Annotated in this window: 20 protein-coding genes and 1 tRNA gene; 14 read left to right on the forward strand and 7 right to left on the reverse strand. The window is 43.1% G+C overall.

What is annotated here, in order from left to right; translation table 11 throughout:
• Nucleotides 1–35 precede the first annotated feature (35 nt).
• The 3 genes from QK890_RS06030 (at nt 36) to gcvT (ending at nt 3,916) form a co-directional block, all read left to right on the forward strand.
• Entirely contained in the window at nt 36–1,442 is a 1,407-nt protein-coding gene (locus QK890_RS06030; RefSeq protein ID WP_005809713.1) for an amidophosphoribosyltransferase, read from the forward strand.
• A gap of 131 nt (nt 1,443–1,573) precedes the next feature.
• Complete coding sequence (gene pepT, locus QK890_RS06035) at nt 1,574–2,797, forward strand: peptidase T (protein WP_022011868.1); 1,224 nt, start codon at nt 1,574–1,576, stop codon at nt 2,795–2,797.
• A 33-nt stretch (nt 2,798–2,830) separates the two neighbouring features.
• Nucleotides 2,831–3,916, forward strand: a complete 1,086-nt coding sequence (gcvT, locus tag QK890_RS06040; protein WP_022011869.1) for a glycine cleavage system aminomethyltransferase GcvT — start codon at nt 2,831–2,833, stop codon at nt 3,914–3,916.
• 136 nt (nt 3,917–4,052) lie between these two features.
• Here gcvT and QK890_RS06045 read toward each other — a convergent pair whose 3' ends face one another.
• Nucleotides 4,053–6,437: a HAMP domain-containing sensor histidine kinase gene (locus QK890_RS06045; RefSeq protein ID WP_032540696.1), complete on the reverse strand. Its 2,385-nt coding sequence runs from the start codon at nt 6,435–6,437 to the stop codon at nt 4,053–4,055.
• Nucleotides 6,438–6,794: 357 nt separating this feature from the next.
• Between QK890_RS06045 and QK890_RS06050 the strand changes: the two genes are divergently transcribed.
• From QK890_RS06050 to QK890_RS06085, 8 genes are all read left to right on the forward strand, one after another.
• The gene (locus QK890_RS06050; protein WP_004308773.1) at nt 6,795–8,078 is read left to right on the forward strand and encodes a site-specific integrase; all 1,284 of its coding nucleotides are present in this window, start codon (nt 6,795–6,797) and stop codon (nt 8,076–8,078) included.
• Nucleotides 8,079–8,141: 63 nt separating this feature from the next.
• Entirely contained in the window at nt 8,142–9,437 is a 1,296-nt protein-coding gene (locus QK890_RS06055) for a YhcG family protein (protein WP_004308774.1), read from the forward strand.
• An 8-nt stretch (nt 9,438–9,445) separates the two neighbouring features.
• Nucleotides 9,446–10,489: a hypothetical protein gene (locus tag QK890_RS06060; RefSeq protein WP_004308775.1), complete on the forward strand. Its 1,044-nt coding sequence runs from the start codon at nt 9,446–9,448 to the stop codon at nt 10,487–10,489.
• 224 nt (nt 10,490–10,713) lie between these two features.
• Nucleotides 10,714–11,022 carry a DUF3853 family protein gene (locus QK890_RS06065; RefSeq protein WP_004308776.1) on the forward strand — a complete coding sequence of 103 codons (309 nt, stop codon included), beginning with the start codon at nt 10,714–10,716 and terminating at the stop codon, nt 11,020–11,022.
• Nucleotides 11,023–11,036: 14 nt separating this feature from the next.
• A complete protein-coding gene (locus tag QK890_RS06070; RefSeq protein ID WP_008766855.1) occupies nt 11,037–12,113 on the forward strand; it encodes an AAA family ATPase in 1,077 nt (358 codons plus the stop codon).
• Between the two features lie 212 nt (nt 12,114–12,325).
• A complete protein-coding gene (locus QK890_RS06075) occupies nt 12,326–13,282 on the forward strand; it encodes a toprim domain-containing protein (protein WP_004308778.1) in 957 nt (318 codons plus the stop codon).
• Between the two features lie 211 nt (nt 13,283–13,493).
• Complete coding sequence (locus QK890_RS06080; RefSeq protein ID WP_117463694.1) at nt 13,494–14,897, forward strand: mobilization protein; 1,404 nt, start codon at nt 13,494–13,496, stop codon at nt 14,895–14,897.
• Nucleotides 14,898–14,985: 88 nt separating this feature from the next.
• A complete protein-coding gene (locus QK890_RS06085; protein ID WP_117463697.1) occupies nt 14,986–15,339 on the forward strand; it encodes a nuclear transport factor 2 family protein in 354 nt (117 codons plus the stop codon).
• 445 nt (nt 15,340–15,784) lie between these two features.
• Here the strand turns inward: QK890_RS06085 and lnu(AN2) are convergent, their stop codons facing one another.
• The 3 genes from lnu(AN2) to QK890_RS06100 form a co-directional block, all read right to left on the reverse strand.
• The gene (gene lnu(AN2), locus QK890_RS06090) at nt 15,785–16,297 is read right to left on the reverse strand and encodes a lincosamide nucleotidyltransferase Lnu(AN2) (protein WP_009038171.1); all 513 of its coding nucleotides are present in this window, start codon (nt 16,295–16,297) and stop codon (nt 15,785–15,787) included.
• A 24-nt stretch (nt 16,298–16,321) separates the two neighbouring features.
• Nucleotides 16,322–17,527, reverse strand: coding sequence for a macrolide efflux MFS transporter Mef(En2) (gene mef(En2) / locus QK890_RS06095; protein WP_005786079.1), 1,206 nt, complete (start codon nt 17,525–17,527; stop codon nt 16,322–16,324).
• A 327-nt stretch (nt 17,528–17,854) separates the two neighbouring features.
• Nucleotides 17,855–17,939, reverse strand: a tRNA-Ser gene (locus QK890_RS06100).
• Nucleotides 17,940–18,093: 154 nt separating this feature from the next.
• Between QK890_RS06100 and QK890_RS06105 the strand changes: the two genes are divergently transcribed.
• Genes QK890_RS06105 through QK890_RS06115 form a run of 3 tightly spaced genes read left to right on the forward strand, consistent with a single transcriptional unit; the run spans nt 18,094 to nt 22,932 of the window.
• Nucleotides 18,094–20,592 carry an endonuclease MutS2 gene (locus QK890_RS06105; protein WP_367627250.1) on the forward strand — a complete coding sequence of 833 codons (2,499 nt, stop codon included), beginning with the start codon at nt 18,094–18,096 and terminating at the stop codon, nt 20,590–20,592.
• 13 nt (nt 20,593–20,605) lie between these two features.
• Nucleotides 20,606–21,667, forward strand: a complete 1,062-nt coding sequence (corA, locus tag QK890_RS06110; RefSeq protein ID WP_005809741.1) for a magnesium/cobalt transporter CorA — start codon at nt 20,606–20,608, stop codon at nt 21,665–21,667.
• Nucleotides 21,668–21,723: 56 nt separating this feature from the next.
• Nucleotides 21,724–22,932, forward strand: a complete 1,209-nt coding sequence (locus QK890_RS06115; protein ID WP_005775976.1) for an L-serine ammonia-lyase — start codon at nt 21,724–21,726, stop codon at nt 22,930–22,932.
• A 103-nt stretch (nt 22,933–23,035) separates the two neighbouring features.
• Here QK890_RS06115 and QK890_RS06120 read toward each other — a convergent pair whose 3' ends face one another.
• The 3 genes from QK890_RS06120 to QK890_RS06130 all read right to left on the reverse strand — a co-directional run bounded on the left by QK890_RS06120 (nt 23,036) and on the right by QK890_RS06130 (nt 24,687).
• Nucleotides 23,036–23,536 (reverse strand): PepSY-like domain-containing protein, encoded by a 501-nt coding sequence (locus QK890_RS06120; protein WP_005775975.1) that lies wholly within the window; start codon nt 23,534–23,536, stop codon nt 23,036–23,038.
• A gap of 37 nt (nt 23,537–23,573) precedes the next feature.
• On the reverse strand, nt 23,574–24,017 hold the full coding sequence (locus tag QK890_RS06125; protein WP_032529782.1) for a PepSY-like domain-containing protein: 444 nt from the start codon (nt 24,015–24,017) through the stop codon (nt 23,574–23,576).
• A 115-nt stretch (nt 24,018–24,132) separates the two neighbouring features.
• On the reverse strand, nt 24,133–24,687 hold the full coding sequence (locus tag QK890_RS06130; protein ID WP_032540699.1) for a DUF4738 domain-containing protein: 555 nt from the start codon (nt 24,685–24,687) through the stop codon (nt 24,133–24,135).
• Nucleotides 24,688–24,765 lie beyond the last annotated feature (78 nt).

A 24,765-nucleotide genomic window follows, 5' to 3' on the forward strand; every position in this document is an offset into this window, starting at 1 on the left:
CCATCTTTTTAAAAACAACATCAAAAAAGAATCATATGGGAGGTTTTTTCGGAACAGTCTCGAAAACGAGCTGTGTGACCGATTTATTCTACGGCACAGACTATAACTCACACCTGGGAACAAAACGGGGAGGACTGGCGACATATAGTGAAGAACAAGGATTTATCCGTTCGATCCACAATTTACAAAGTTCATATTTCCGGACTAAGTTTGAGGAGGAACTTGATAAATTTAAAGGAAATGCCGGTATAGGCATTATCAGTGATACAGACGCACAACCCATTATTATCAATTCACATCTTGGCAGATTCGCCATTGTTACAGTCGCAAAGATCACCAACCTCAAAGAACTTGAAGAGGAACTACTCTCACAAAACATGCATTTTGCCGAACTTAGTTCGGGTAACACCAATCAGACTGAACTTATTGCTTTATTGATTATTCAAGGAAGAAACTTCGTTGAAGGGATTGAAAACGTATATAACCATATCAAGGGATCGTGTTCCATGCTTCTGTTAACAGAAGATGGAGTGATTGCCGCACGTGACAAATGGGGACGTACTCCTATAATTATCGGTAAAAAAGAGGGGGCTTATGCTGCTACCAGTGAATCCAACAGTTTTCCGAATCTTGATTTTGAAATAGAACGTTATTTGGGTCCCGGTGAGATTGTCCGTATGCACGCGGACCGTTTAGAACAACTCCGTAAGCCCAACGATAAAATGCAGATTTGTTCATTCCTTTGGGTATATTACGGCTTTCCCAATTCATGCTATGAAGGCCGTAATGTAGAGGAAGTGCGTTTCACGAGCGGAATGAAAATGGGAGAACAGGATAATTTTGACGCCGATTGCGTTTGTGGAATCCCGGATTCGGGTATTGGACAGGCGTTAGGTTATGCAGAAGGGAAAGGGATTCCTTATCATAGAGCCATTACTAAATATACTCCTACCTGGCCTCGTAGTTTTACTCCGAGTAAGCAGGAATTACGTTCTCTGGTGGCAAAGATGAAATTAATACCTAACCGTGCAATGCTTCAGGACAAGCGTATCATCTTTTGTGACGACTCCATTGTACGCGGTACGCAGTTGCGCGATAATGTGAAAATACTTTTTGATTATGGTGCAAAAGAAGTACATATGCGTATTGGATGTCCACCGCTGATTTATGGCTGTCCCTTTATTGGGTTTACTGCTTCAAAATCAGATATGGAACTGATCACCAGACAAATAATAAAAGACTTGGAAGGAGATGAAAACAAAAACCTGGATAAATATGCTACTACCGGTTCACCGGAATATGAAAAAATGGTAAGTATTATTGCTGAGCGTTTTGGACTTTCTTCCCTCAAATTCAATACGATTGAAACACTAATTGAAGCTATCGGACTGCCAAAATGTAAGGTCTGCACCCATTGTTTCGATGGCTCCAGCTGTTTCTAAGTAGCTATTAGTGATTAAATATAGAATAATGTATTAAAAAGAGCCGTGAATTGCTTGGCAGTTCACGGCTCTTTTTTTACCTTTACAGGCGTGAAAAATAATAGATTAGCAAATTATTAATTCTTAATGATATGAATTTAGTAGAACGTTTTTTAAAGTATGTAAGCTTTGACACACAGTCGGACGAACTGACAAGACTTACTCCCAGTACTCCGGGACAGATGGTATTTGCCGAATATCTAAAGTCCGAATTAGAGTCTTTGGGGTTAGAAGATATAACATTGGATGAAAACGGTTATCTTTTTGCAACATTGCCGGCCAATACAGACAAGGAATTACCTGTTATCGGTTTCATAGCACATATGGATACGAGTCCCGACATGAGTGGAAAAAATGTAACTCCACGCATTGTAGAAAAATATGATGGTTCGGATATTGTACTCTGTGCCGAAGAAAACATTGTGCTTTCACCGGCTCAATTTCCCGAATTGCTTGATCACAAAGGAGAAGATCTGATTGTCACCAATGGTAAAACCTTATTAGGAGCAGACGACAAAGCAGGTATTGCCGAGATTGTATCAGCCGTTGTCTATCTGCAAGAACATCCCGAAATTAAACATGGCAAAATCCGGATCGGTTTCAATCCGGATGAAGAAATAGGTGAAGGTGCCCATAAGTTTGATGTTCAGAAATTCGGATGTGAATGGGCTTATACGATGGACGGAGGAGAAGTCGGGGAATTGGAGTTTGAAAACTTTAATGCCGCTGCTGCCAAAATCATTTTTAAGGGACGTAATGTACATCCGGGCTATGCGAAACATAAAATGATTAACTCTATTCGCATAGCCAACCAATTCATCACCATGCTTCCCCGGCATGAAACTCCGGAACATACTTCCGGATACGAAGGATTCTATCATCTTATCGGTATCCAGGGGGATGTAGAGCAGAGTACTGTATCCTATATCATTCGTGACCATGATCGCAATAAATTTGAAGATCGCAAGAAAGAAATAGAGCATCTGGTAAACAAGATCAACGCAGAGTTTGGTAAAGGTACCGCCACTCTTGAGTTGCGTGACCAATACTATAATATGCGAGAAAAGATTGAGCCTGTGATGCATATTATCGATACTGCTTTTGCCGCAATGGAGGCTGTAGGCGTGAAGCCGAATGTGAAACCAATTCGTGGAGGAACGGATGGAGCCCAATTGTCATTCAAAGGTTTACCCTGTCCTAACATCTTTGCAGGTGGGCTGAACTTCCACGGCCGCTATGAATTTGTTCCGATCCAGAACATGGAAAAGGCAATGAAAGTCATTGTGAAGATTGCTGAACTTGTAGCTTCTAAATAATCATTATTTATATAATTCTTAAATTCTCATTTCATGAAAACCACTCCATTTACCGAGAAACATATCGCACTTGGTGCTAAGATGCACGAGTTTGCAGGATATAACATGCCTATTGAATACACCGGTATCATTGACGAACACCTTACTGTCTGTAATAGTGTCGGTGTTTTCGATGTCTCCCACATGGGTGAATTTTGGGTGAAAGGGCCTCATGCATTGGCTTTTTTGCAGAAAGTGACCTCAAATAACGTGGCAGCTTTGGTGCCGGGCAAAATTCAATATACCTGTTTTCCGAATGAAGACGGCGGTATTGTTGATGACCTGCTGGTCTATCAATATGAACCGGAAAAGTATTTATTGGTTGTCAACGCTTCAAACATAGAGAAAGACTGGAATTGGTGCGTCTCTCACAATACAGAAGGAGCCGAACTGGAAAATTCTTCTGATAATATGGCGCAACTCGCCGTACAAGGTCCGAAAGCTATTCAAGCTCTGCAAAAGTTGACAGACATTAACCTTTCCGATATTCCTTATTATACATTTAAGGTTGGTGAGTTTGCCGGTGAGAAAAATGTGATTATTTCTAACACGGGATATACCGGAGCCGGTGGATTTGAACTTTATTTCTATCCTGATGCTGCCATAAAGATCTGGAATGCCGTTTTCGAAGCAGGAGCCGAGTTTGGCATTAAGCCGATAGGACTTGGCGCACGTGACACACTTCGACTTGAAATGGGATTTTGCCTGTATGGCAATGATCTGGATGACACTACCTCTCCTATTGAAGCCGGACTTGGTTGGATTACTAAATTCGTGGATGGCAAGAACTTTACAAATCGCCCAATGCTTGAAAAACAGAAGGCTGAGGGCACAGTCCGCAAACTGGTAGGTTTTGAAATGATCGACCGTGGTATTCCCCGACATGGTTACGAACTGGTAACAGCTGAAGGTGATAAGATCGGGATTGTGACTTCAGGCACAATGTCTCCAACCCGTAAAATCGGTATTGGCATGGGATATGTAAAGCCTGAATATAGCAAGGTCGGTACGGAGATATGCATCGATATGCGTGGCCGTAAGCTGAAAGCTGTGGTAGTAAAACCGCCTTTCCGTAAATAAACATTGAGAAAATAATAAGTTGAAATCCCTCTCTGCCTCAAAGGACAGAGGGGGATTTTTATGTAAGTACAGAGGGTACACTATCATGAAACCGACCCCGCTGAATCAGATCAAGCGGATCACCCGCCACGACACTTTATAAAAGCTCATCCAAATGATCCTTCCGTACATCCACCAATGATAAAATCACTGCAAAACAGCTGCCTTTCCCCTTCTCTGAATGCACTTCTATACGCCCTGACAATCGCTCGATAATAACTTTAGAAATAGCAAGTCCGAGACCGCTTCCCTGTTCAAATTCGTCTGTTTTATAAAAACGGTCAAAAATCATCATAAGTTCCTTTTCATCGATTCCCTTACCGGTATCTTTTACATATATACAAACTTCATGATGTTCTTCGTCCACTTTGCATCCCAATGTTATATGACCATTTTGAGTAAACTTATTTGCATTATTCAAAAAGTTGGAGATAACCTGAGTAAAACGGAAACGATCAATATGCACAAGTAAAGGAACCGGATTACCCAATTCAAGATGAAACTGCAAGGAAGGCTGAATTAACGGCTGATACGTCAGATAAATCTCTTTCATAATCTCTGTCATATCCCATTCCTTTATTTCGAAATCCAGACTTCCGGAGTCCAGACGGGATATTTCCAGCACATCATTAATAAGCTTCAAAAGCAATTCATTATTATGATTGATGATATCAAGCATACTTGCCTTTTCATCCGGATCTATCTCTTCGGAACCTTCGCCTATCAACACATTCGTAAATCCGACAATTGCATTGAGCGGGGTACGAATTTCATGACTCATATTATTAAGGAAAGATTGTTTCAATTCAGCTTTCTCAGCCATTTGTTTAGCCAGAATCAACTGATGCTCACGTTCTACCGCCTCCTGAATATTCTGCATGATACCTGCCAGCATCATCTCGCCTTCTACATCTTTCAGACTCCGGCAGCGCAATTCGTACCATTGATATTCTTCCGTTTCATCAAAACAAAAACGTGCCCGTTGTATTTGCATGCCCGGAGATTTGTAAAGTGCTCCGTAAAAAGAACTCAATAACTGAGAATCATCGGGATGTACATACTCTAAAAAGGTACTTCTCTTAACCCTCCTTTTTCCCATACCTGTCAGACGCGTATAATTATCATCAAACTCAATGTCATCTCCCTGCATATTCCATAATGAAATCTGCCCTCCGTCGGCAGAAAGAGTCAACCGTTTGTGTGCTTCTTCCAATATTTGTAAGTTCTTACGTTCTATCAGAGAACGTCGGCGTGTACGCAACAGGCTGATTGATATGAAAATGAATGCAAGAATAAATAGCACACCCAATAAATAAACCTCCTTTCGGTAATGGTCATAGAACGGATAATTAATAATACGCACATCCTTTGCCACATTTCCAATATCATAACCATTATAGGACGAAAAGACACTCCAATCCAGCACATACTCTTTCTCCAGATCCCTTATCTTAGGCATACCTATTTTCTCTTTATTCATTAGCCGGACGGATAAACCGGTAACAGCTTGTGCAGAGATCTCTTCAGTAGCCATATAACCACCTACAATTTTACTCCCATCTCCAAATCCCTCGCGTACACAACTGAAAGAAGGTATATTCAGAGCATTTACTATCGGAAGCGATACCAGATCAAATTTATCAAGTAAGAATGCCTTCCTCTCTTGCTCACATTTCGAATTTTCCATCATAACAAGCAAAGAAGCACCTTTTATGTACCGGAAAGGGCAGAGGCTCACAGTCAGTTCCTCCTTTTCTGAATTATGATTTGCGACAGCAGGCATCAGACTGTAATACTCTATCATTTCTCTCATTTCCTTGTATTCATACTCCATAGAAAACGCTGACTTATGCCCCCAAATCTGCACATTCTTTCTGTCGATAACCCGATTCAGCAAGTCAAAAGATTTATGCCCAAGAGCAGTTAAATCAATATTATAAACAATCTCCATATTTACATGGGGTTGCAAAGACTTTATAAAATCCATATTGCGTTTAAAGTCCGGAGTATCTCTCAACACATATACCTTTCTGGATTCGTACTCTTTTATAAGATTTTCATCAGGGAAATGCACGTTGCAGGCTACCACAGGAATAGAATAGAGAAGGCGATGACGGGTCGATAACAAAGAAAAAGCAGCTTGGTCCCCTACCGCTAAAATAAGATCTATCGGCTTAGTTTTCAGAATTTCAAGATAATTACCCATATGTTCCATTTCTACTTTCTGGTCGAAACGGTCACAATCAAGGTAAAATTCATCAAACACAGGCTCTATACCCTGCGCTTTAAACTCTTGTTTTACAAGTTCTTCAAAGCGTCCATGCCCGATTTTATCTTTTGAACAAGAATAAATAAGAGAAATGTTTTTTTTAATCCGATGATTTGTGACATACCACTGTTTGGAATTATACCCACATAAGAAGACCCCCAATAAAAGAATGAAGGCAAAAATGTATTTGCATTTAGGGTCTGTGAGTCTCATAGCTTATTTTCTACCGGTCAAAATAATATAATTTCCATCAATACGGCAATGTCTGATTATAAAATGGTAGCATTATCATACCTTTTTATTCACTCAGGTGTTCTGGAAATAAAAAGTATAAATAGTAAAAAGCCTACAAGTTGTGAACTTGTAGGCTTTTTATCCACTTACCATTCGATAAGTTTGCGGAGAGACAGGCTCTCGAACTTATACTTTCACAGAATATCATAAAACTGCAAACGACTGATAATCAAGTGTAAATTACAATATAGAGTAAAAGTAAATGTTTCTAAATATCTTTTGCTATCTCAATAATTGGGTGTATATTTGGGTGTAGAATTTCAAACGCACCCAATTATGAATATCAAGCGCAACATCATTTTTGCATTGGAGAGCCGGAAAAAGAACGGTGTGCCAATCGTAGAGAACGTACCCATCCGTATGCGTGTCATCTTTGCCAGCCAACGCATCGAGTTTACAACGGGCTACCGGATTGACGTAGCCAAATGGGATGCAGATAAGCAGCGGGTAAAGAACGGATGTACCAACAAGCTAAAGCAAAGTGCAGCCGAAATCAATACGGACTTGCTGAAATACTATGCCGAAATCCAGAATATTTTCAAGGAATTTGAGGTGCAGGAGGTCATGCCAACGACCCAACAGTTGAAGGAAGCTTTCAACATGAGAATGAAAGACACCAGCGAAGAACAGCCGGAAGAAGCCCCTGTCAGCTTTTGGGAGGTGTTCGATGAGTTTGTAAAAGAGTGCGGTAACCAGAATAACTGGACGGCATCCACCTATGAAAAATTTGCAGCAGTGAGGAACCACCTCAAAGAGTTCAAGGAGGATGCAACGTTCAACTATTTCAACGAGTTTGGATTGAACGAATACGTCAACTTCCTGCGTGACACCAAGGATATGAGAAACAGCACCATCGGCAAGCAAATGGGATTCCTCAAATGGTTCCTGCGCTGGAGCTTCAAGAAAGGACATCATCAGAACATTGCATACGATACGTTCAAACCGAAACTGAAAACCACCTCGAAAAAAGTAATCTTCCTGACTTGGGATGAACTGAACAAGCTGAAAGACTACCAGATACCCAAGGATAAGCAATACCTGGAACGTGTGCGTGATGTTTTCCTGTTCTGCTGCTTTACGAGTTTGCGGTATTCGGATGTTCGCAATCTGAAAAGAAGCGATGTGAAGTCCGACCACATCGAAATAACCACAGTCAAGACTGCCGACAGCCTGACGATTGAACTGAACAAATACAGCAAAGCCATACTGGACAAATACAAGGACATCCATTTCGAGAATTACATGGCTCTGCCCGTCATCAGCAACCAGAAGATGAACGATTACCTGAAAGAGCTGGGCGAACTGGCAGAAATCAACGAGCCTGTACGGGAAACCTACTACAAGGGAAATGAACGTATTGATGAAGTCACACCCAAATACGCTTTGCTCAGTACCCATGCAGGAAGAAGGACATTCATCTGCAATGCGCTGGCTCTCGGAATCCCGGCACAGGTGGTCATGAAATGGACGGGACACAGCGACTACAAAGCTATGAAACCCTACATTGACATAGCGGATGATATTAAGGCAAATGCCATGAACAAGTTTAATCAACTATAAAAGTATCAAACAGTTTCATAGATAGTTACCAATGACTATATTTGTAGAAATTATCATCACAATATGAGCAACAAGGAATCCAACATAGAGAAAACGAATTTTGATGCATTCATACAAGCGGTCGGTTCGGAAATAGAACAGGCACAAGTAAGGCTGATTGTTGCAGCCAATGCACAAATGCTGTTCCATTACTGGAAGATAGGCAATTACATCCTTTATCACCAGCAGCTGCACGGATGGGGAAGCAAAATCATCAAGCAGTTGGCAAAGGCTATCCGACTGCATTACCCTGAAAAGAAAGGCTATTCGGAACGTAACCTTACCTATATGTGCCAGTTTGCAAAAGCATATCCTTTAAGAGCGTTGCAAAGTTTCATAGAAACAGATGCAAGCCTGTCTGTCCCAACCATACAGAGTGTGACCAATGAAGTATTAAAACTGAATGACAAGCAATTTACGCAGGAACTTACTGCGCAAATACAATCGATTGATTGTCAATCATTAGCAATTACGCAGGAAGTTCCTGCGCAATTTGAAGATGTGGGAAAAACCGTGTCTGCCATTTACAGGATGGGAATCAGGGAAATAGAAGAAGTTTTCTTGACCTCTCCTATAGCCAAAATAAACTGGACAAGCCAAATGACTATACTTGACAGTTCGCTACCTTTAGGTCTAAGCTACTGGTACATGAAGCAGTCTGTGGAAATGGGATGGAGCAGCAATGTATTGAAAATGCAAATTGACAGTGATTTGTATAGCCGACAAATCAGCAACAACAAGGTAAACAATTTCACGACCACACTTCCGGCTCCACAAAGCGACCTTGCCAATTACCTACTCAAAGACCCGTACATCTTTGATTTGGCAGGAGCCAAAGAAAAAGCAGACGAAAGGGATATTGAAGAACAGCTGGTGAAACACGTTACCCGCTACCTGTTGGAAATGGGCAACGGTTTTGCCTTCGTTGCCCGGCAGAAGCACTTCCAAGTCGGAAACAGCGATTTCTTTGCCGACCTGATTCTATATTCCATTCCGTTGCACGCATATATCGTGGTAGAATTAAAGGCTACCCCATTCAAACCGGAGTATGCAGGACAACTGAACTTCTACATCAATGTGGTGGATGATAAACTGAGGGGAGAGAATGACAACAAGACTATCGGGTTGTTGCTATGCAAGGGAAAAGACGAAGTTGTGGCACAATACGCATTGACAGGCTATGACCAGCCCATCGGCATCAGCGATTACCAATTGAGCAAAGCGATTCCCGAGAAACTGAAATCAGCGTTGCCCAGCGTGGAAGAAGTGGAAGAAGAACTGGCCTCTTTCCTTGACAAAGACAATAACACTCAAAAATAGTTGCGTCCATGAAAGATGTAATTACAACGCTGATTCCCCGATACGGAGAATTGAACAGAATATATAAAGACTGGTTTGATAATAAAGGTTTCTCTTTTGAAAAGCAGAAATTCATTACCAAGTTCTATCTGGACTACAATGATGTAACGGTTCTTGAAACAGCCATTCTTGAACTGGTGTTTCATCTTCCACAGGAGCAATACACACTGATTCTGAATAGCCTGAAAAAGGAAGTATGCGAAAACATAAGTTATTACAAGAAAGGATGTATGCCGGATGAACAGACCGTTTACAATATCTGCTTCCGAGTTTCAGAAATCTATAAAGAAGCCATAGAAGAACAGCAATACAAGACGACCAAGCTCCATGCTCCGCTAAACGAAGCATACCACCGATACGATTCCATAGGTTATCGGGAACACACTGCAGAGGATGAAAAGCGTGCGGAAATGGAATATGAACGGTGCAAAGATGAATACGAGGAGAAAAAAAACAAGCTGACCGAACTCTACGATCTGCAAAAACAGACCAGAGAGAAAGCCCTGCAATATGCAAAAAGCCGTTTCAATGAAATCTATCGGCTGGGCTGCCACCTCAAAGAGACACTGGCGAAATATGTATTTGATGAAACAAACGAGCCGGAAGAGCCAGCCGAACAAGAACCAAATGCCCCCAACATACAGGAAGAAGTGCTGGGAACGAAACAGACTGAGTATTTCAATATGGAACTGCTTTCGCTCATTCATGTAACCTGCGTGGGAGAACAGTTCGAGAATATTTCCGAACATGATTTCTATACCTGCATGAACCTGCTACCAAGCGACACCAAACCCCAAATCAGACCGAGAGAAAAAATACGTACCTGCTATCTGATATTCCTGATGAGCGAAAAACTGCCCAAACAGGACAGGGAGAATTGGAAGAGGAATATCCTGAAAATATTGGATATTGAGGAAAGCTACTACAAGTCAAAGTACAAAGAGCCTGTTTCCGATTTCCCCAGTGACAGCAACCGGAAATTTGCCAAAGAAATGGATGGTATATTCCGATAATCTGTGATATGCCCTGACATTTTACGAAACAACCACTTTTACCACTCAAATTAAATTTTTGAGTGGTATTTTTATTATCTTATATTCAGATAAATAACAAGATATTCCATTTATATCAACCACATCCTTACCACTTACAACCCTACCTAATTTTGCATCGTTCGAGAACAGAGATAACAGCCAGTGCGCAGGGCTGATTGTTAAACGACTAAATAGATTGAACGATGAAAAATCTTCAAGAATTATTATCAAAACCCGTCTGGCAGATGACAGGTGAAGAGTTCATATTCCTAAGTAAGCACGCTTCCCGTCAAACGGAAACGCAGCCACAGCCCATTACAGACACAGAAAGAAAATATGTGTACGGAATACTGGGCATAGCCAAACTGTTCGGGTGCAGCCTACCCACCGCCAACCGTATCAAGAAAAGCGGAAAGATTGACAAGGCAATCACTCAGATAGGACGTAAGATTATCGTGGATGTTGAGCTTGCCCTTGAACTGGCTGGAAAGAAAACAGGAGGACGGAAATAACGGGAGGCATGGCTATGGACTATATGAAAGAGACTAAGGAAATATCGGCTGAAGAAGCCATAATCCTTTGGCAAGCCTCACGTTTGAGCCTGTCGAAAAGTTATGAGAAAGCACCTGAAATCCTTAAAGTACATGATTCTGTCATTGGGACATTGGGTAATTTCAGCGCATCCATCGGCAAAGCCAAAAGTAAAAAAACGTTCAATGTATCGGCTATCGTAGCCGCTGCATTGAAGAACGGCACAGTGCTGCGGTATGTGGCTGAACTGCCTGAAGATAAGCGGAAAGTGCTTTATGTTGATACAGAGCAAAGCCCTTACCATTGTCTGAAAGTCATGACGCGCATTTTGCGAATGGCTGGTTTGCCAGATGATAGGGACAATGAGAATCTTGAATTTCTTGCCTTAAGAAAATACACGCCTGAGCAGCGTATCAGGATTGTGGAACAGGCTATTTACAATACACCCGAAATCGGTCTTGTAATTATAGACGGCATACGGGATATGGTGTATGACATCAACAGCCCCAGTGAATCAACACGCATCATATCCAAGCTGATGCAGTGGACGGACGACAGGCAGATACATATCCATACGATACTGCATCAGAACAAAGGGGATGAGAACGCAAGAGGGCACATTGGTACGGAGTTGAACAACAAGGCGGAAACCGTATTGCAGGTAGAAAAGGACAAGGGCAACGGTGACATCAGCCATGTTTCAGCCATTCACATCCGGGCAATGGACTTTGAGCCTTTCGCATTCCGTATCAACGACAAAGCCCTTCCCGAACTCATTGAGGGATACAAACCTGAAACAAAGAAGCCGGGAAGACCCGAAGAAGAGAAGTTCGACCCTTACAGGCATATCACCGAGCAGCAGCACCGTATCGCATTGGAAGCCGTTTTCGGGCTGAAAGAGGAATACGGCTACAAGGAACTGGAAGATGCCTTAATCAAGACCTATATGTCAGTGGGTGTAAAGCTGAACCATAAAAAGGCGGTATCGCTCATCACCATGCTCCGCAACAAACGGATGATAGTGCAGGAGACAGGCAGAAAATACACATTCATGCCTGACTTCCACTATTAGCCCATTTCCCTGCAATCACTTCACTTTATTCTCGGGGTGTATATATTAGGAATATAGTGAAGTGCTTGGGGAATGGGACTAAATCACTTCACTTTATTACCGTATCCTATATATACGAGAATTTAGTGAAGTGATTATAGACCGTACTTCCTAAAAAGGTACGGGCAAAAAGAAAAATAAACCAATTCACCAACTACTAAAACAATCATTTTATGGATATACAGACAGCCAAGCAAATCAGAATAGCGGATTATCTGCATAGTTTAGGATATTCTCCCGTCAAGCAACAAGGTGTCAATCTGTGGTATAAATCACCGTTAAGGGAAGAAGCCGAAGCCTCGTTCAAGGTAAATACCGAACGTGAACAATGGTATGACTTCGGTTTGGGTAAAGGTGGTGGTATCATAGAACTGGCTGCACACCTGTACGCTACCGACCATGTACCTTACATCTTGAAACGGATAGCAGAGCAGACACCGCACGTGCGCCCGGTATCTTTCTCTTTTGGAAAGCAAAACTCTTCCGAGCCGAGCTTCCAACAGTTGGAGATTGTTCCGCTGTCATCTACTGCCCTGCTTGCCTACTTACAAGGTAGAGGAATTAACATAAAACTGGCGAAAAGAGAATGTAGTGAAGCACGTTTCACTCACAACGGCAAGCGGTACTTTGCCATCGCCTTTCCCAATGGTTCGTGTGGATATGAAATCCGCAACCGCTATTTCAAGGGCTGCATCGCCCCAAAGGAAATCTCCCACATCAGGCAGTCGGGAAAAGCGAGGAATACCTGTTATGTGTTCGAGGGATTTATGGACTACCTCTCCTTTTTGACATTGAGACAAGAGAGCTGCCCAAATTATCCGGAATTGGACGGGCAGGACTACATTGTATTGAACTCCGTATCGAATGTAAACAAGGCTCTCTATCCGTTGGGCAATTACGAACGCATCCACTGCTTTTTCGACAACGACCATGCAGGACTGGAAGCACTCCGGCAAATCCGCATGGAATACGGCAGAGAGCGGTACATCCGGGACGCTTCGCAGATTTACAGAGGATGCAAGGACTTGAACGAATACTTACAGAAACAGATTGAAAGAAAAAGGCAGCTCCAGTCCGCCAAAGGGGTGCGCAGCCAATCACCGGAAAAGAAGAACGGCTTCCAGTTATAGCCCACTATAACTACACGCTTCGCTTTCGTAGTTGTGGGCTCTCCCGAGGGGATTAGGGCTTTGCCCTAATGACCCACTCAGGGCGTTTCACCCCTGAGAACCCCGAGCAAAGAGTGACCCTCTCTTTACAATCTCCGCTTATGGGTTACCCCTAAGAACCCCTCTGCGAAAGCGAGCAAAGTAAATCAATTGTAAACAAAGGAAAGAAGCTATGGCAACAAAATCAAGCATACATATCAAGCCTTGCAACATCGCATCGAGCGAGGCACACAACCGAAGGACTGCCGAGTATATGCGTAATATCGGGGAGTCCAGAATCTATGTCGTTCCCGAACTTTCCACCGATAACGAACAGTGGATAAATCCCGACTTCGGCACTCCCGAACTGCGAACTCATTATGACAATATCAAGCAAATGGTCAAGGAAAAGACCGGACGTGCCATGCAGGAAAAGGAAAGGGAACGCAAGGGAAAGAATGGAAAGATTATCAAGGTGGCGGGATGCTCACCCATCCGTGAAGGAGTATTGCTTATCAGACCGGACACCACACTGGCTGATGTACGCAAATTCGGTGAAGAGTGCCAAAGACGCTGGGGCATCACTCCGCTACAGATTTTCCTGCATAAAGACGAAGGGCATTGGCTGAACGGTCAGCCGGAAGCAGAAGACAAGGAGAGCTTCCAAGTCGGTAACAGATGGTTCAAACCAAATTATCATGCTCATGTCGTATTCGACTGGATGAACCATGAAACTGGAAAGAGCCGAAAGCTCAATGACGAGGATATGGCAACCATGCAGACCCTTGCTTCCGATATTCTCCTGATGGAACGTGGACAGGCAAAAGCTGTCACAGGTAAAGAGCATCTGGAACGAAATGATTTCATCATTGAGAAGCAGAAAGCCGAACTGCAACGTATAGAGGAAACCAAGCGACACAAGGAACAACAAGTAAGCCTTGCCGAACAGGAACTCAAACAGGTAAAAGCAGAGATACGCACGGACAAACTAAAGAAAACAGCCACCAATGCTGCTACCGCCATAGCAAGCGGTGTAGGTTCTCTTTTCGGAAGCGGTAAGCTGAAAGAACTGGAACATCACATCGAGCAGCTACATCAGGAAATTACCAAACGGGACAAAGCTACTGATGAATTAAAAATTCAGATACAACAAATACAGGAACAGCATAGCAGACAAATTCGTAATCTTCAAAGAATACATAATCAAGAACTTGAAGGCAAAGACAAGGAAATATCACGATTGAGCACCTTGCTTGAAAAAGCCCACAAATGGTTTCCCATGTTCAAAGAGATGTTGAGAATGGAAAAATTATGCGCTGTTATCGGGTTTACCAAAGACATGATAGAAAACCTCTTGACAAAGAAAGAATCCATACAATGTAGTGGCAAAATTTATTCCGAAGAACACAGGTGGAAATTTGACATCAAGAATGATATTTTTAGGGTTGAGAAACATCCGATGGATAGTGGTAAGCTTATGCTGACCATAAACCGACAACCCATAGTACAATGGTTTAAGGAACAATGGGAAAAGTTACAGCAGAATCTACGTAACTCGGTGCAGAGAGAGCAAAAATCCAGAGGATTTAGAATATAGAATAGCCTATTATTAATAAAATCAAGTATCTATGCATCCAAACAGATTGTTTTTATTACAGAATCAAAATCCTAAGAATTTATAAAAAATGAAGCCTAAAGAAGTTTTGGAAAAATGGATAGATTGCTTTAACAAAGCAGATGCTTATCATATAGCAGAGCTGTATGCTACTAATGCAGTAAATCATCAAGTCGCAAACGACCCAATAATAGGTAAAGAATCAATCTACAAAATGTTTGTGAATGAATTTGCCACTGCTAAAATGGTTTGTATGGTGGAAAATATTTTTGAAGATGGCGAATGGGCTATCATGGAATGGAAAGACTCTCTTGGACTTCGTGGATGCGGATTTTTTCATGTAAAAGATAACAAAATCGTCTTTCAAAGAGGGTATTGGGATAAACTTTCATTCTTGAAGCAACACAATCTTCCAATTGAATAAGTACTATCAGAATACGGACTGGGAAATTGAAATACCCAGTCCGAGTTATATAATGAATTTTACTTGTTAAACTATTTAAAGTCAGTTGGATAACAAACCATACCTTTCACATTCTCAGTAGCTCCAGGTATTAATTCAGCCACCATGCAATATTCATGAGAGACTTCGAAAGGAAATTCAATTCCTAAATCGATAGCCTTGCGATAGCCAAATCGAGGATAATACTCTTTATGCCCCAATACGACTGCTGTGCCGTAACCCAAAAGTGCTGCCCTCTGATGGGCTTACTGAATCAACATCCCCCCCAATTCCCTTACGCTGGAATTCCGGCAAGACTGCCAATGGAGCTACACTCAGGGATGTGACAGACTGGGTGTCACTGTCTATCTTTACTTCTGTAAGTAAGATATACCAGACAATTTGTTTTTCTGTCATTTTCTTGTTCTTATCTAATTGTTAGGCTCATTGTTGTTATACATTGTTTAATTATAGATAAATCGTGAATATCCTTCTCTCTTAAATCGTAGCCCGAATGGAATACTTGTTGCCCTTTTGCAGAAATGCAAGGGATGCTTCTGCCTTCAAAGACTGCTGTTCCAAAATAGTCCGGTTGAAATTCATACCAGCCTCCATCCAAGTCGGCTTGTTTGGAAGTGCCGTCCGCATTCAAGACAAAAGGATGGATATCAATATAGCCTAATTCTTTGCTATACAGTTCCATACGGGTGGGCAACCAATTTGTTTCAATTTGATATCCTCTCTCCTGCAAAAGATCAAGGAGTTGGTCTGTATAATTGGCATCAAAATCAATGTCAATATCTCTATGCAAGCGGGTTTGCTGTCCGTACAAGACATCCACTCCCCAGCCTCCATCCAACCAAAACTGCATGTCCAGGCTTTCCAACAAGTCCAAAACTTGAAATAACTCTGTAATCGTAGTGTGTTCTTTCTTTGTCATATAATAATTCTTTAATAAATAATACTATGCGTAATTATCCAACTGCTTGATTGAAGAAATAAAATTTGCACCCACTCCAATCAGAAAGATAACCCATCCGCTGATCATAAAGACGGATGTGATACCCCATGCTTCCACCCAATATCCTGAAGCTACGATACCCAGCATTGATGGAAAGGTACTCAAACTAAAGATGAGAGAAAAAGTCCGTCCAAGCATGTCCGAAGCCAAGTTCTGCTGAATAATAGCGATGAAAAGCGCATGGTAAATGGAATAGGCTATGCCTCCTGTAAATGTTAGGCAAACAAAACCTATAAATGCGCTTGATGGTAAATAACTGGCGCTAATCAGATACAATCCCAATATCACATAAGCCGTATGCATCACTAATGTTTGCTTGCTTTTCAAAGCCTTACAGGCAAGTACTAAACCGCCCAACAATGCCCCTGAGCCCCAACCCATTTCCACAACTCCCATTTGCAAAATGTTTCCGTTGAAATGCAGAAGCGTCATAAAAGGAAATAACGTAAAAACAGGCATAAGGACAAAAGTCACCAGCGTAAAGCATACGAATAAAGGCAAAATGCCCATTGTACGCCGCAAGGTATGCCAACATTCCGTCAGTTCTTTTTTGAAATCTGGAAGAACTTTCGTTTTTTGAAGAGAAGGAATCTGGACACAAAGTAAGGTCAGACAAGCAGCAACAGCTCCGATCACATCTATGAGCAGAATATACTGTATGGGAAGCCAAACAACGAGGCTTGCCCCTACAACGGGAGCTATCACCTCACTGAAGGATTGAATGGAATGGTACAAACCTGATACCCTGACAAGATGGTGCTTGGGAACCAGTAGAGGGATGCTTGCCTGTAAAGCAGGTGCATGAAACGTACTGCCTATTGAACGACAAGCAGTCAATAGATAAAAAAAAGAAAGGTCTTTATAACCCTTGGTTATCACAATAAAAAGACATAGGGTACAGAACGCGATGAACAAGTCCGAATAAAACATCGTTTTCTTTCGATTCCATCTGTCAACATAGACCCCGGCAAACAAGCCTAATACAAATTGTGGTAAAAATCCAGCTAAAATAGCCAGAGATAAAGCTGTCGGGGATTTAAATTCGTTGCTAATCCAAAAAATAATGGAGAAGCCAACAATCGTACTTGTTAAAATAGATATGAGTTGGCCTATTCCTATCACGGCCAAAGTTGATTTCCAATGATTCATTGTGCTAATATTTCATGCGTTTATAGATAAGTACTTTCGTACATTAAGCAAAACGAAATTCTATCCACACAAAAAACTTGTATTATAATCCACTCCTGACGTTGGAATACAATAACAAATACTTTCAGGACGATGTAAAGTCCTGAAAAATCAAACTGAATGGATAGATAAATATTAGTCTTTTCTCATCGGATTCTTTTAATATCGCTACTCTTTTATTATGTAGTGGTTGTATTATCTTAAATAAAACAAAAACACCCGACTTTACATTCTTGGGTGTAAAACTGGGTGTTTGTTTTACAATTTGCTGATTTTCAGCGTTTGTTGCGGAGAGACAGGGATTCGAACCCCGGGTACCTCGCAGTACAACGGTTTTCAAGACCGCCGCAATCGACCACTCTGCCACCTCTCCAAAACTACTTTTCAATAGTGCTTTTCTCTTAAAGCGCTGCAAAGGTACGAATCATTTTCAAATCTGCAAACGTTTCGGCATTTTTTTCGCGAAATAATCGTATTTTTGCGGCACATTTCAACTTAAAGCGTTATACAGATAAATAAGACAGTACATGATATATCCCCAGAATTTTGAGCAAAAAATAGGATTCGACCAGATCAGACAATTATTAAAGGACAAATGTCTCAGTACGTTGGGAGAAGAGAGAGTATCGGAAATGAACTTCTCCGATCAATTTGAAACTGTTGAAGAACTGCTGAACCAAGTCACAGAGTTTGTCCGCATCATACAAGAAGAAGATAACTTCCCGGATCAGTTTTTCTTCGATGTCCGTCCGTCATTAAAACGGGTACGGGTAGAAGGCATGTACATGGACGAACAGGAACTGTTCGACTTGCGGCGTTCGTTAGAGACAATCCGCGACATCGTACGTTTTCTGCAACGGAACGAGGAAGAAGAATCCGACCACCCTTACCCCAGCCTGAAAAGACTCGCAGGAGATATTGCCGTATTCCCGCAACTTATCACCAAGATAGACGGCATTCTGGACAAATACGGTAAAATCAAGGACAACGCCTCGACCGAACTGTCACGCATCCGCCGGGAATTGGCTAATACGATGGGGAGTATTTCACGCTCGCTGAACAGCATCCTGCGTAACGCTCAATCGGACGGATATGTGGATAAAGACGTTACTCCGACCATGCGCGACGGTCGATTGGTAATTCCGGTTGCCCCGGGGCTGAAACGCAAAATCAAAGGTATCGTCCATGATGAATCGGCCAGTGGTAAAACTGTATTCATCGAACCGGCAGAAGTGGTAGAAGCCAACAACCGCATCCGCGAACTGGAGGGAGACGAGCGTCGCGAGATCATCCGTATCCTGACCACATTTTCCAATACATTGCGTCCTTCCATTCCGGAGATACTCCAATCGTACGAATTTCTGGCCGAAATCGATTTCATTCGCGCCAAAAGTTACTTTGCCATTCAAACCAGCAGCATCAAGCCCAGTCTGGAAAACGAACAATTACTGGATTGGACCATGGCTGTTCATCCACTGCTGCAATTATCCCTTGCCAAGCACGGAAAAAAGGTAGTTCCCCTGGATATAGAACTGAGTACCAAACAGCGCATCCTCATTATATCCGGCCCTAATGCCGGAGGTAAATCAGTCTGCCTGAAAACCGTAGGACTGTTGCAATACATGTTACAATGCGGTATGCTGGTACCCATGCACGAACGCAGCCACGCCGGTCTGTTCGGCAGCATCTTCATCGATATAGGCGACGAACAATCCATTGAAGACGACTTGAGCACTTACTCTTCCCACCTGACGAACATGAAGATCATGATGAAGAGTTGCAATGAACGCAGCCTGATTCTGATCGATGAATTCGGAGGCGGTACAGAACCCCAGATTGGCGGGGCCATTGCGGAAGCTGTTCTGAAACGATTCAACATAAAGCATACTTTCGGCGTTATTACTACACACTACCAAAATCTGAAGCACTTTGCAGAAGACCATGAAGGTGTGGTAAACGGAGCTATGCTCTACGACCGCCACTTGATGCAGGCACTGTTCCAACTTCAAATCGGTAATCCCGGAAGTTCTTTCGCAGTAGAGATAGCCCGGAAAATCGGTTTACCGGAAGATGTCATTGCCGATGCTTCCGAAATAGTGGGAAGCGAGTACATCAATGCTGACAAATACTTGCAGGACATTGTGCGGGACAAGCGTTATTGGGAAGGCAAACGCCAAACCATCCGTCAACGTGAAAAACAGATGGAAGAAACCATCGCCCGTTATCAATCGGAAATGGAAGAGTTGCAAAAGTCGAGAAAGGAAATCATCCGCCAGGCCAAAGAAGAAGCCGAACGGTTATTGCAAGAATCGAACGCACGTATCGAGAACACCATACGTACCATTAAAGAGGCACAGGCTGAAAAAGAAAAGACACGCCTCGTCCGTCAGGAACTGGCAGAGTTCCGCGAGTCGATGGACAGCCTGACTTCCCAAGAACAGGAGGACAAGATAGCCCGAAAGATGGAAAAGCTGAAAGAAAAGCAAAACCGGAAGAAAGAAAAAAAGCAGAATGTTCCGAAAGAACAACAAGCTGCACAGCAAACTCCCCAAGTAGCTCCCATCACCGAAGGGTGTCCGGTACGCATCAAAGGGCAGAGTTCTGTCGGAGAAGTGCTTGAGATCAACGGAAAGAATGCAGTCGTAGCTTTCGGCAGTATCAAAACAACCGTAAAGCTGGAACGGTTGGAACGAAGCAATGCAACTCCTCAGAAACAGGAGCCTGCTAAAAGTACTTTTGTCAGCAACCAGACCCAGGACAGCATGTACGAGAAGAAGCTGAACTTCAAGCAAGATATCGATGTGCGGGGAATGCGGGGGGACGAAGCCTTACAGGCTGTTACCTATTTTGTGGATGACGCCATCCTGTTCGGTATGAGCCGGGTACGTATTCTGCATGGAACCGGAACGGGAATTTTGCGTACCCTAATCCGCCAATATCTGCAAACCGTACCGGGTATCCGTCACTTCGCCGACGAGCATGTCCAATTTGGGGGAGCAGGTATCACGGTAGTCGATTTGGCATAAAAGAACAAAGAATATGAAGAATAACCTGTTAAGTGAAAGATTAGTTTATACCGGTGAGAGCCAGACTCCCACTCACCTGCATTTGTGTACCTACAATGCCCTCGAAATGCAGGAAGTATCGGGCACCGATTTCCAGGCTGTAGCCAATGCACTCAACCACGAAGAAATCAACTGGCTGCAGATACACGGGCTTCAGAATACCGAGCTCATCCGCGAAATATGCAGCCACTTCGAAATAGACTTTCTTACCCTTCAGGATATTCTGAATGCCGAACATCCCACAAAGATAGAAGAGCATGACAAGTATACGGTATTGATCATGAAAATATTCCGCTTCAACAACAGAGAAGAAACAAGCCCCGAAGATGAGATGGATGAATTGGAGCAGCAACAGGTGTGTATCATACAGGGGAGCAACTTTGTGCTTACCTTTCTGGAAAATGAAACCGACTTCTTCGATGACGTTACCTCCGCCCTGCACAATGACGTACTGAAAATCCGGAGCCGGCAAAGTGACTACCTGCTCAGCGTTTTGCTGAACAGCGTGATGGGAAACTACATTTCCACCGTATCCACCATCGACGACTCGCTGGAAGACCTGGAAGAAGAGCTACTCACCATCAGTGACGGAAACGACATCGGCATCCAGATACAGGCACTCCGCCGGCAATATATGCTGATGAAAAAAGCCATTCTTCCGTTAAAAGAACAATACGTCAAACTGCTGAGGGCGGAAAACTCCCTGATGCACAAAGTGAACCGTGCCTTCTTCAATGATGTCAACGACCATCTGCAATTCGTATTGCAAACAATCGAAATATGCCGGGAAACGTTATCGTCTTTGGTAGACCTTTATATATCGAACAATGATCTGCGGATGAACGACATCATGAAGCGGCTCACCATTGTTTCTACCATCTTCATCCCGTTGACTTTTCTTGTCGGTGTATGGGGAATGAACTTCAAGATTATGCCCGAATTGGACTGGCGGTATGGATATGTATACGCCTGGATATTGATGATATTGGTAGGCGCAGCCGTATACTGGTTTTTCCGTAAGAAGAAATGGTATTAAGTTACCAAAAATCTTGAAAAAACAATTACCTTTGCGCAACAACCTAATTAGCTAATATGAAATCAATAAAAGAACTCTATCGCATTGGAACCGGGCCTTCGAGCAGCCACACCATGGGGCCTCGCAAGGCAGCAGAAATGTTCCTCACCCGACATCCTGAAGCAGCATCGTTCAAAGTAACCCTCTACGGAAGCCTGGCTGCGACAGGAAAAGGGCACATGACGGATGTAGCCATCATCGACACATTGGAACCGACAGCACCGGTAGATCTTATATGGCAACCTAAAATATTTCTACCTTTCCACCCCAACGGAATGAACTTCATTGCGCTCGACGCTGATGGCAACGAACTTGAAAACTGGACCGTTTACAGCGTTGGCGGAGGTGCATTGGCCGAAGACAACAAACAAGCTTCCATTGAAAGCCCGGAAGTATATGGCATGAACAGCATGACCGAAATTCTGGATTGGTGCGAACACACCGGAAAGAGTTACTGGGAATACGTGAAAGAATGCGAAGATCCCGATATATGGGACTACCTGAGAGAAGTATGGAATACGATGAAAGAGTCCGTCCAGCGTGGTCTTGAACAAGAGGGTGTACTGCCCGGCCCGTTGAACCTGAGACGCAAAGCCTCCACATATTATATCCGGGCCACCGGATACAAAGCTTCCCTGCAATCCCGCGGACTGGTTTTTGCCTATGCACTTGCCGTAAGTGAAGAAAATGCCTCGGGAGGTAAAATCGTAACGGCACCAACCTGCGGCTCATGCGGAGTAATGCCTGCCGTTCTCTATCATCTTGCCAAGAGCCGTGATTTCAGTGAGATGCGCATTCTTCGCGCACTGGCAACGGCCGGACTAATTGGCAACATCGTTAAGCAGAACGCTTCCATATCCGGAGCGGAAGTAGGTTGCCAGGGAGAAGTAGGCGTGGCATGCGCAATGGCTTCGGCCGCAGCCAACCAATTGTTCGGAGGCAGTCCTGCGCAAATTGAATATGCCGCCGAAATGGGTCTGGAACATCACTTGGGCATGACCTGCGACCCGGTGTGCGGATTAGTACAAATCCCCTGTATCGAACGGAACGCATACGCAGCCGCACGTGCACTGGACGCCAATCTATACTCGTCATTCACCGACGGAATACATCGCGTCTCTTTCGACAAGGTAATACAGGTAATGAAACAAACCGGCCACGATCTCCCTTCACTTTATAAAGAAACAAGCGAAGGCGGACTGGCAAAGGATTACAAGCCGATGTAAAAGGCCATTCTCCATAAAGCGCAAGAGGGTGTGCATGACTCACCACAGATTGCACATCCTCTTGTTTTTACTATTCACGTGCCTCGGTCGGCAGATTCAACCTTTAAGTTCTGGGCCAGTGAGTATCGTCACCGTTGGTCACATCTTTTTCGTGGAGCAAACCGCCACCTTCCGAAAAGTATAAATCAATCTTCTTACCCTGTTCCACGGTTACCACAAATTCCGTATAAGGTTCATTCGGATATTCCAGTATCGCTACATCATCCACCACCCAATTGCTGTAACTCGACTCCATAAAAGCCGTCAGCACTGCCGGGGGCAGATTATTGATGCTGTTCAACTCGGTTTCCGTCATCAGCCAGGTGGCGTTGGCATCAAACCATACTTCCTTTTCTCTGCCGTCAGCCTGACAATCGGCTACATAATAAACACCCTTCTGCTCCCACTTAATGGCAGTGGCATTGGGATAAAGCTTCTTCAGTGCATCCTGAATGGCCTGGCTCGGCGGAAGATATCCTGTATCGTCATCATCACCACACGAACTGAAAGCAAACACTACCGACAGCAGCACAGCTGCCAACAAACTAAATTTCAACGATTTCATAATCAAGGTCTTTTTTTAACAGGTTTATTCCAATTTATCAATATTCCGCTTTACGGAAACGGCCGTCTTTGGTAAACTTCAGACTCAAATCCGTATTAAGCTCGACTTCATAACCTCTGCGGTCACGTTCTATCTGAGTTACAAATTCAGAGTTATATCCATTGGACTTCAAATACTCCTTCACGAAGCCGGGGATAATCGATGCGGGAACAGCGGCTTTCTTACAATCCACTTCAATCCAGTTTCCCCGGTTATCGAAGTCGATCTCGGTTGCATTAGTCAACAACACATCGTACTTCTTTGTTTGCAGAATCTCATTTTCTATCTTAATATGCGAAATCTGCGGATTAGAAAAGTGCTGATTAATAAAGTTGCGTGCCGGAAGAGGCAGTGTCATCACGTCTTTCGTAATGATATCACCTGCAAACGCAAATTGAACGGCTATGATAGCCAAAGCAAGAATAGATAGAATCTTTTTCATAATCGTTATTTTTAGTGTAAATAATAAGTTTCGGAATTATTTTACACTGCAAATAACGAGATAGAATCGGGAAAGATTTGGTAATAAACAAAAGGGTAAACTCTTTTTGTATTTTTTAACGGCCAGAAGTATCCTCCTCGTATACCTCTTCCAGAAGTTCTTCTTTCTTCATGCTGATCTTCCCCTCGGTCGAGATCGTAATGGAGACAGGCACATACAAGTCCGTTTGAGGATAACAAATACTGGCGGCATAGACAAATCCCTCGGGAGTTGTTTTATCATAAGCAATTCCTTCCAGAATGGACTTTGCCATAAAGTCCTCTCCTATCAGAGACGCAAATTGTTTCTTGGTGAAAGTCCTGCTAAAAATACGTTCATTCCCGCGTGTCAGCCTCAGAACAATCTGATTGTCAACGTATGTATTTCCCATCTGGCTCACTACCCGGGGAAGTGAATCATTAGGGGTACGGGATATAAACGAATGGTACTCTTTGCCTTTGTATTTAATATCTATCTCACTCTTCCGGGCTGTCATCCGCTGCAAGCCATGTGCATCGGTGCTATCTTGCATCAAGACACGGATATCGCTCTGTTTCTTTTCAGCTGTACCGGAACACGCAACGATAACCATAAGCATTGTCAACCCAAGCAGATAAATAAGCTTTTTCATATTTGAATCATCTGTTTATTAAATCGTACGGCAAAGGAACAAAAAGCAGTGGAAATATACAAGTATTTCGGTAATTAG

It is taken from the genome of Bacteroides sp. NGMCC 1.200775 (assembly GCF_040798045.1).
GTDB lineage: Bacteria > Bacteroidota > Bacteroidia > Bacteroidales > Bacteroidaceae > Bacteroides > Bacteroides hominis.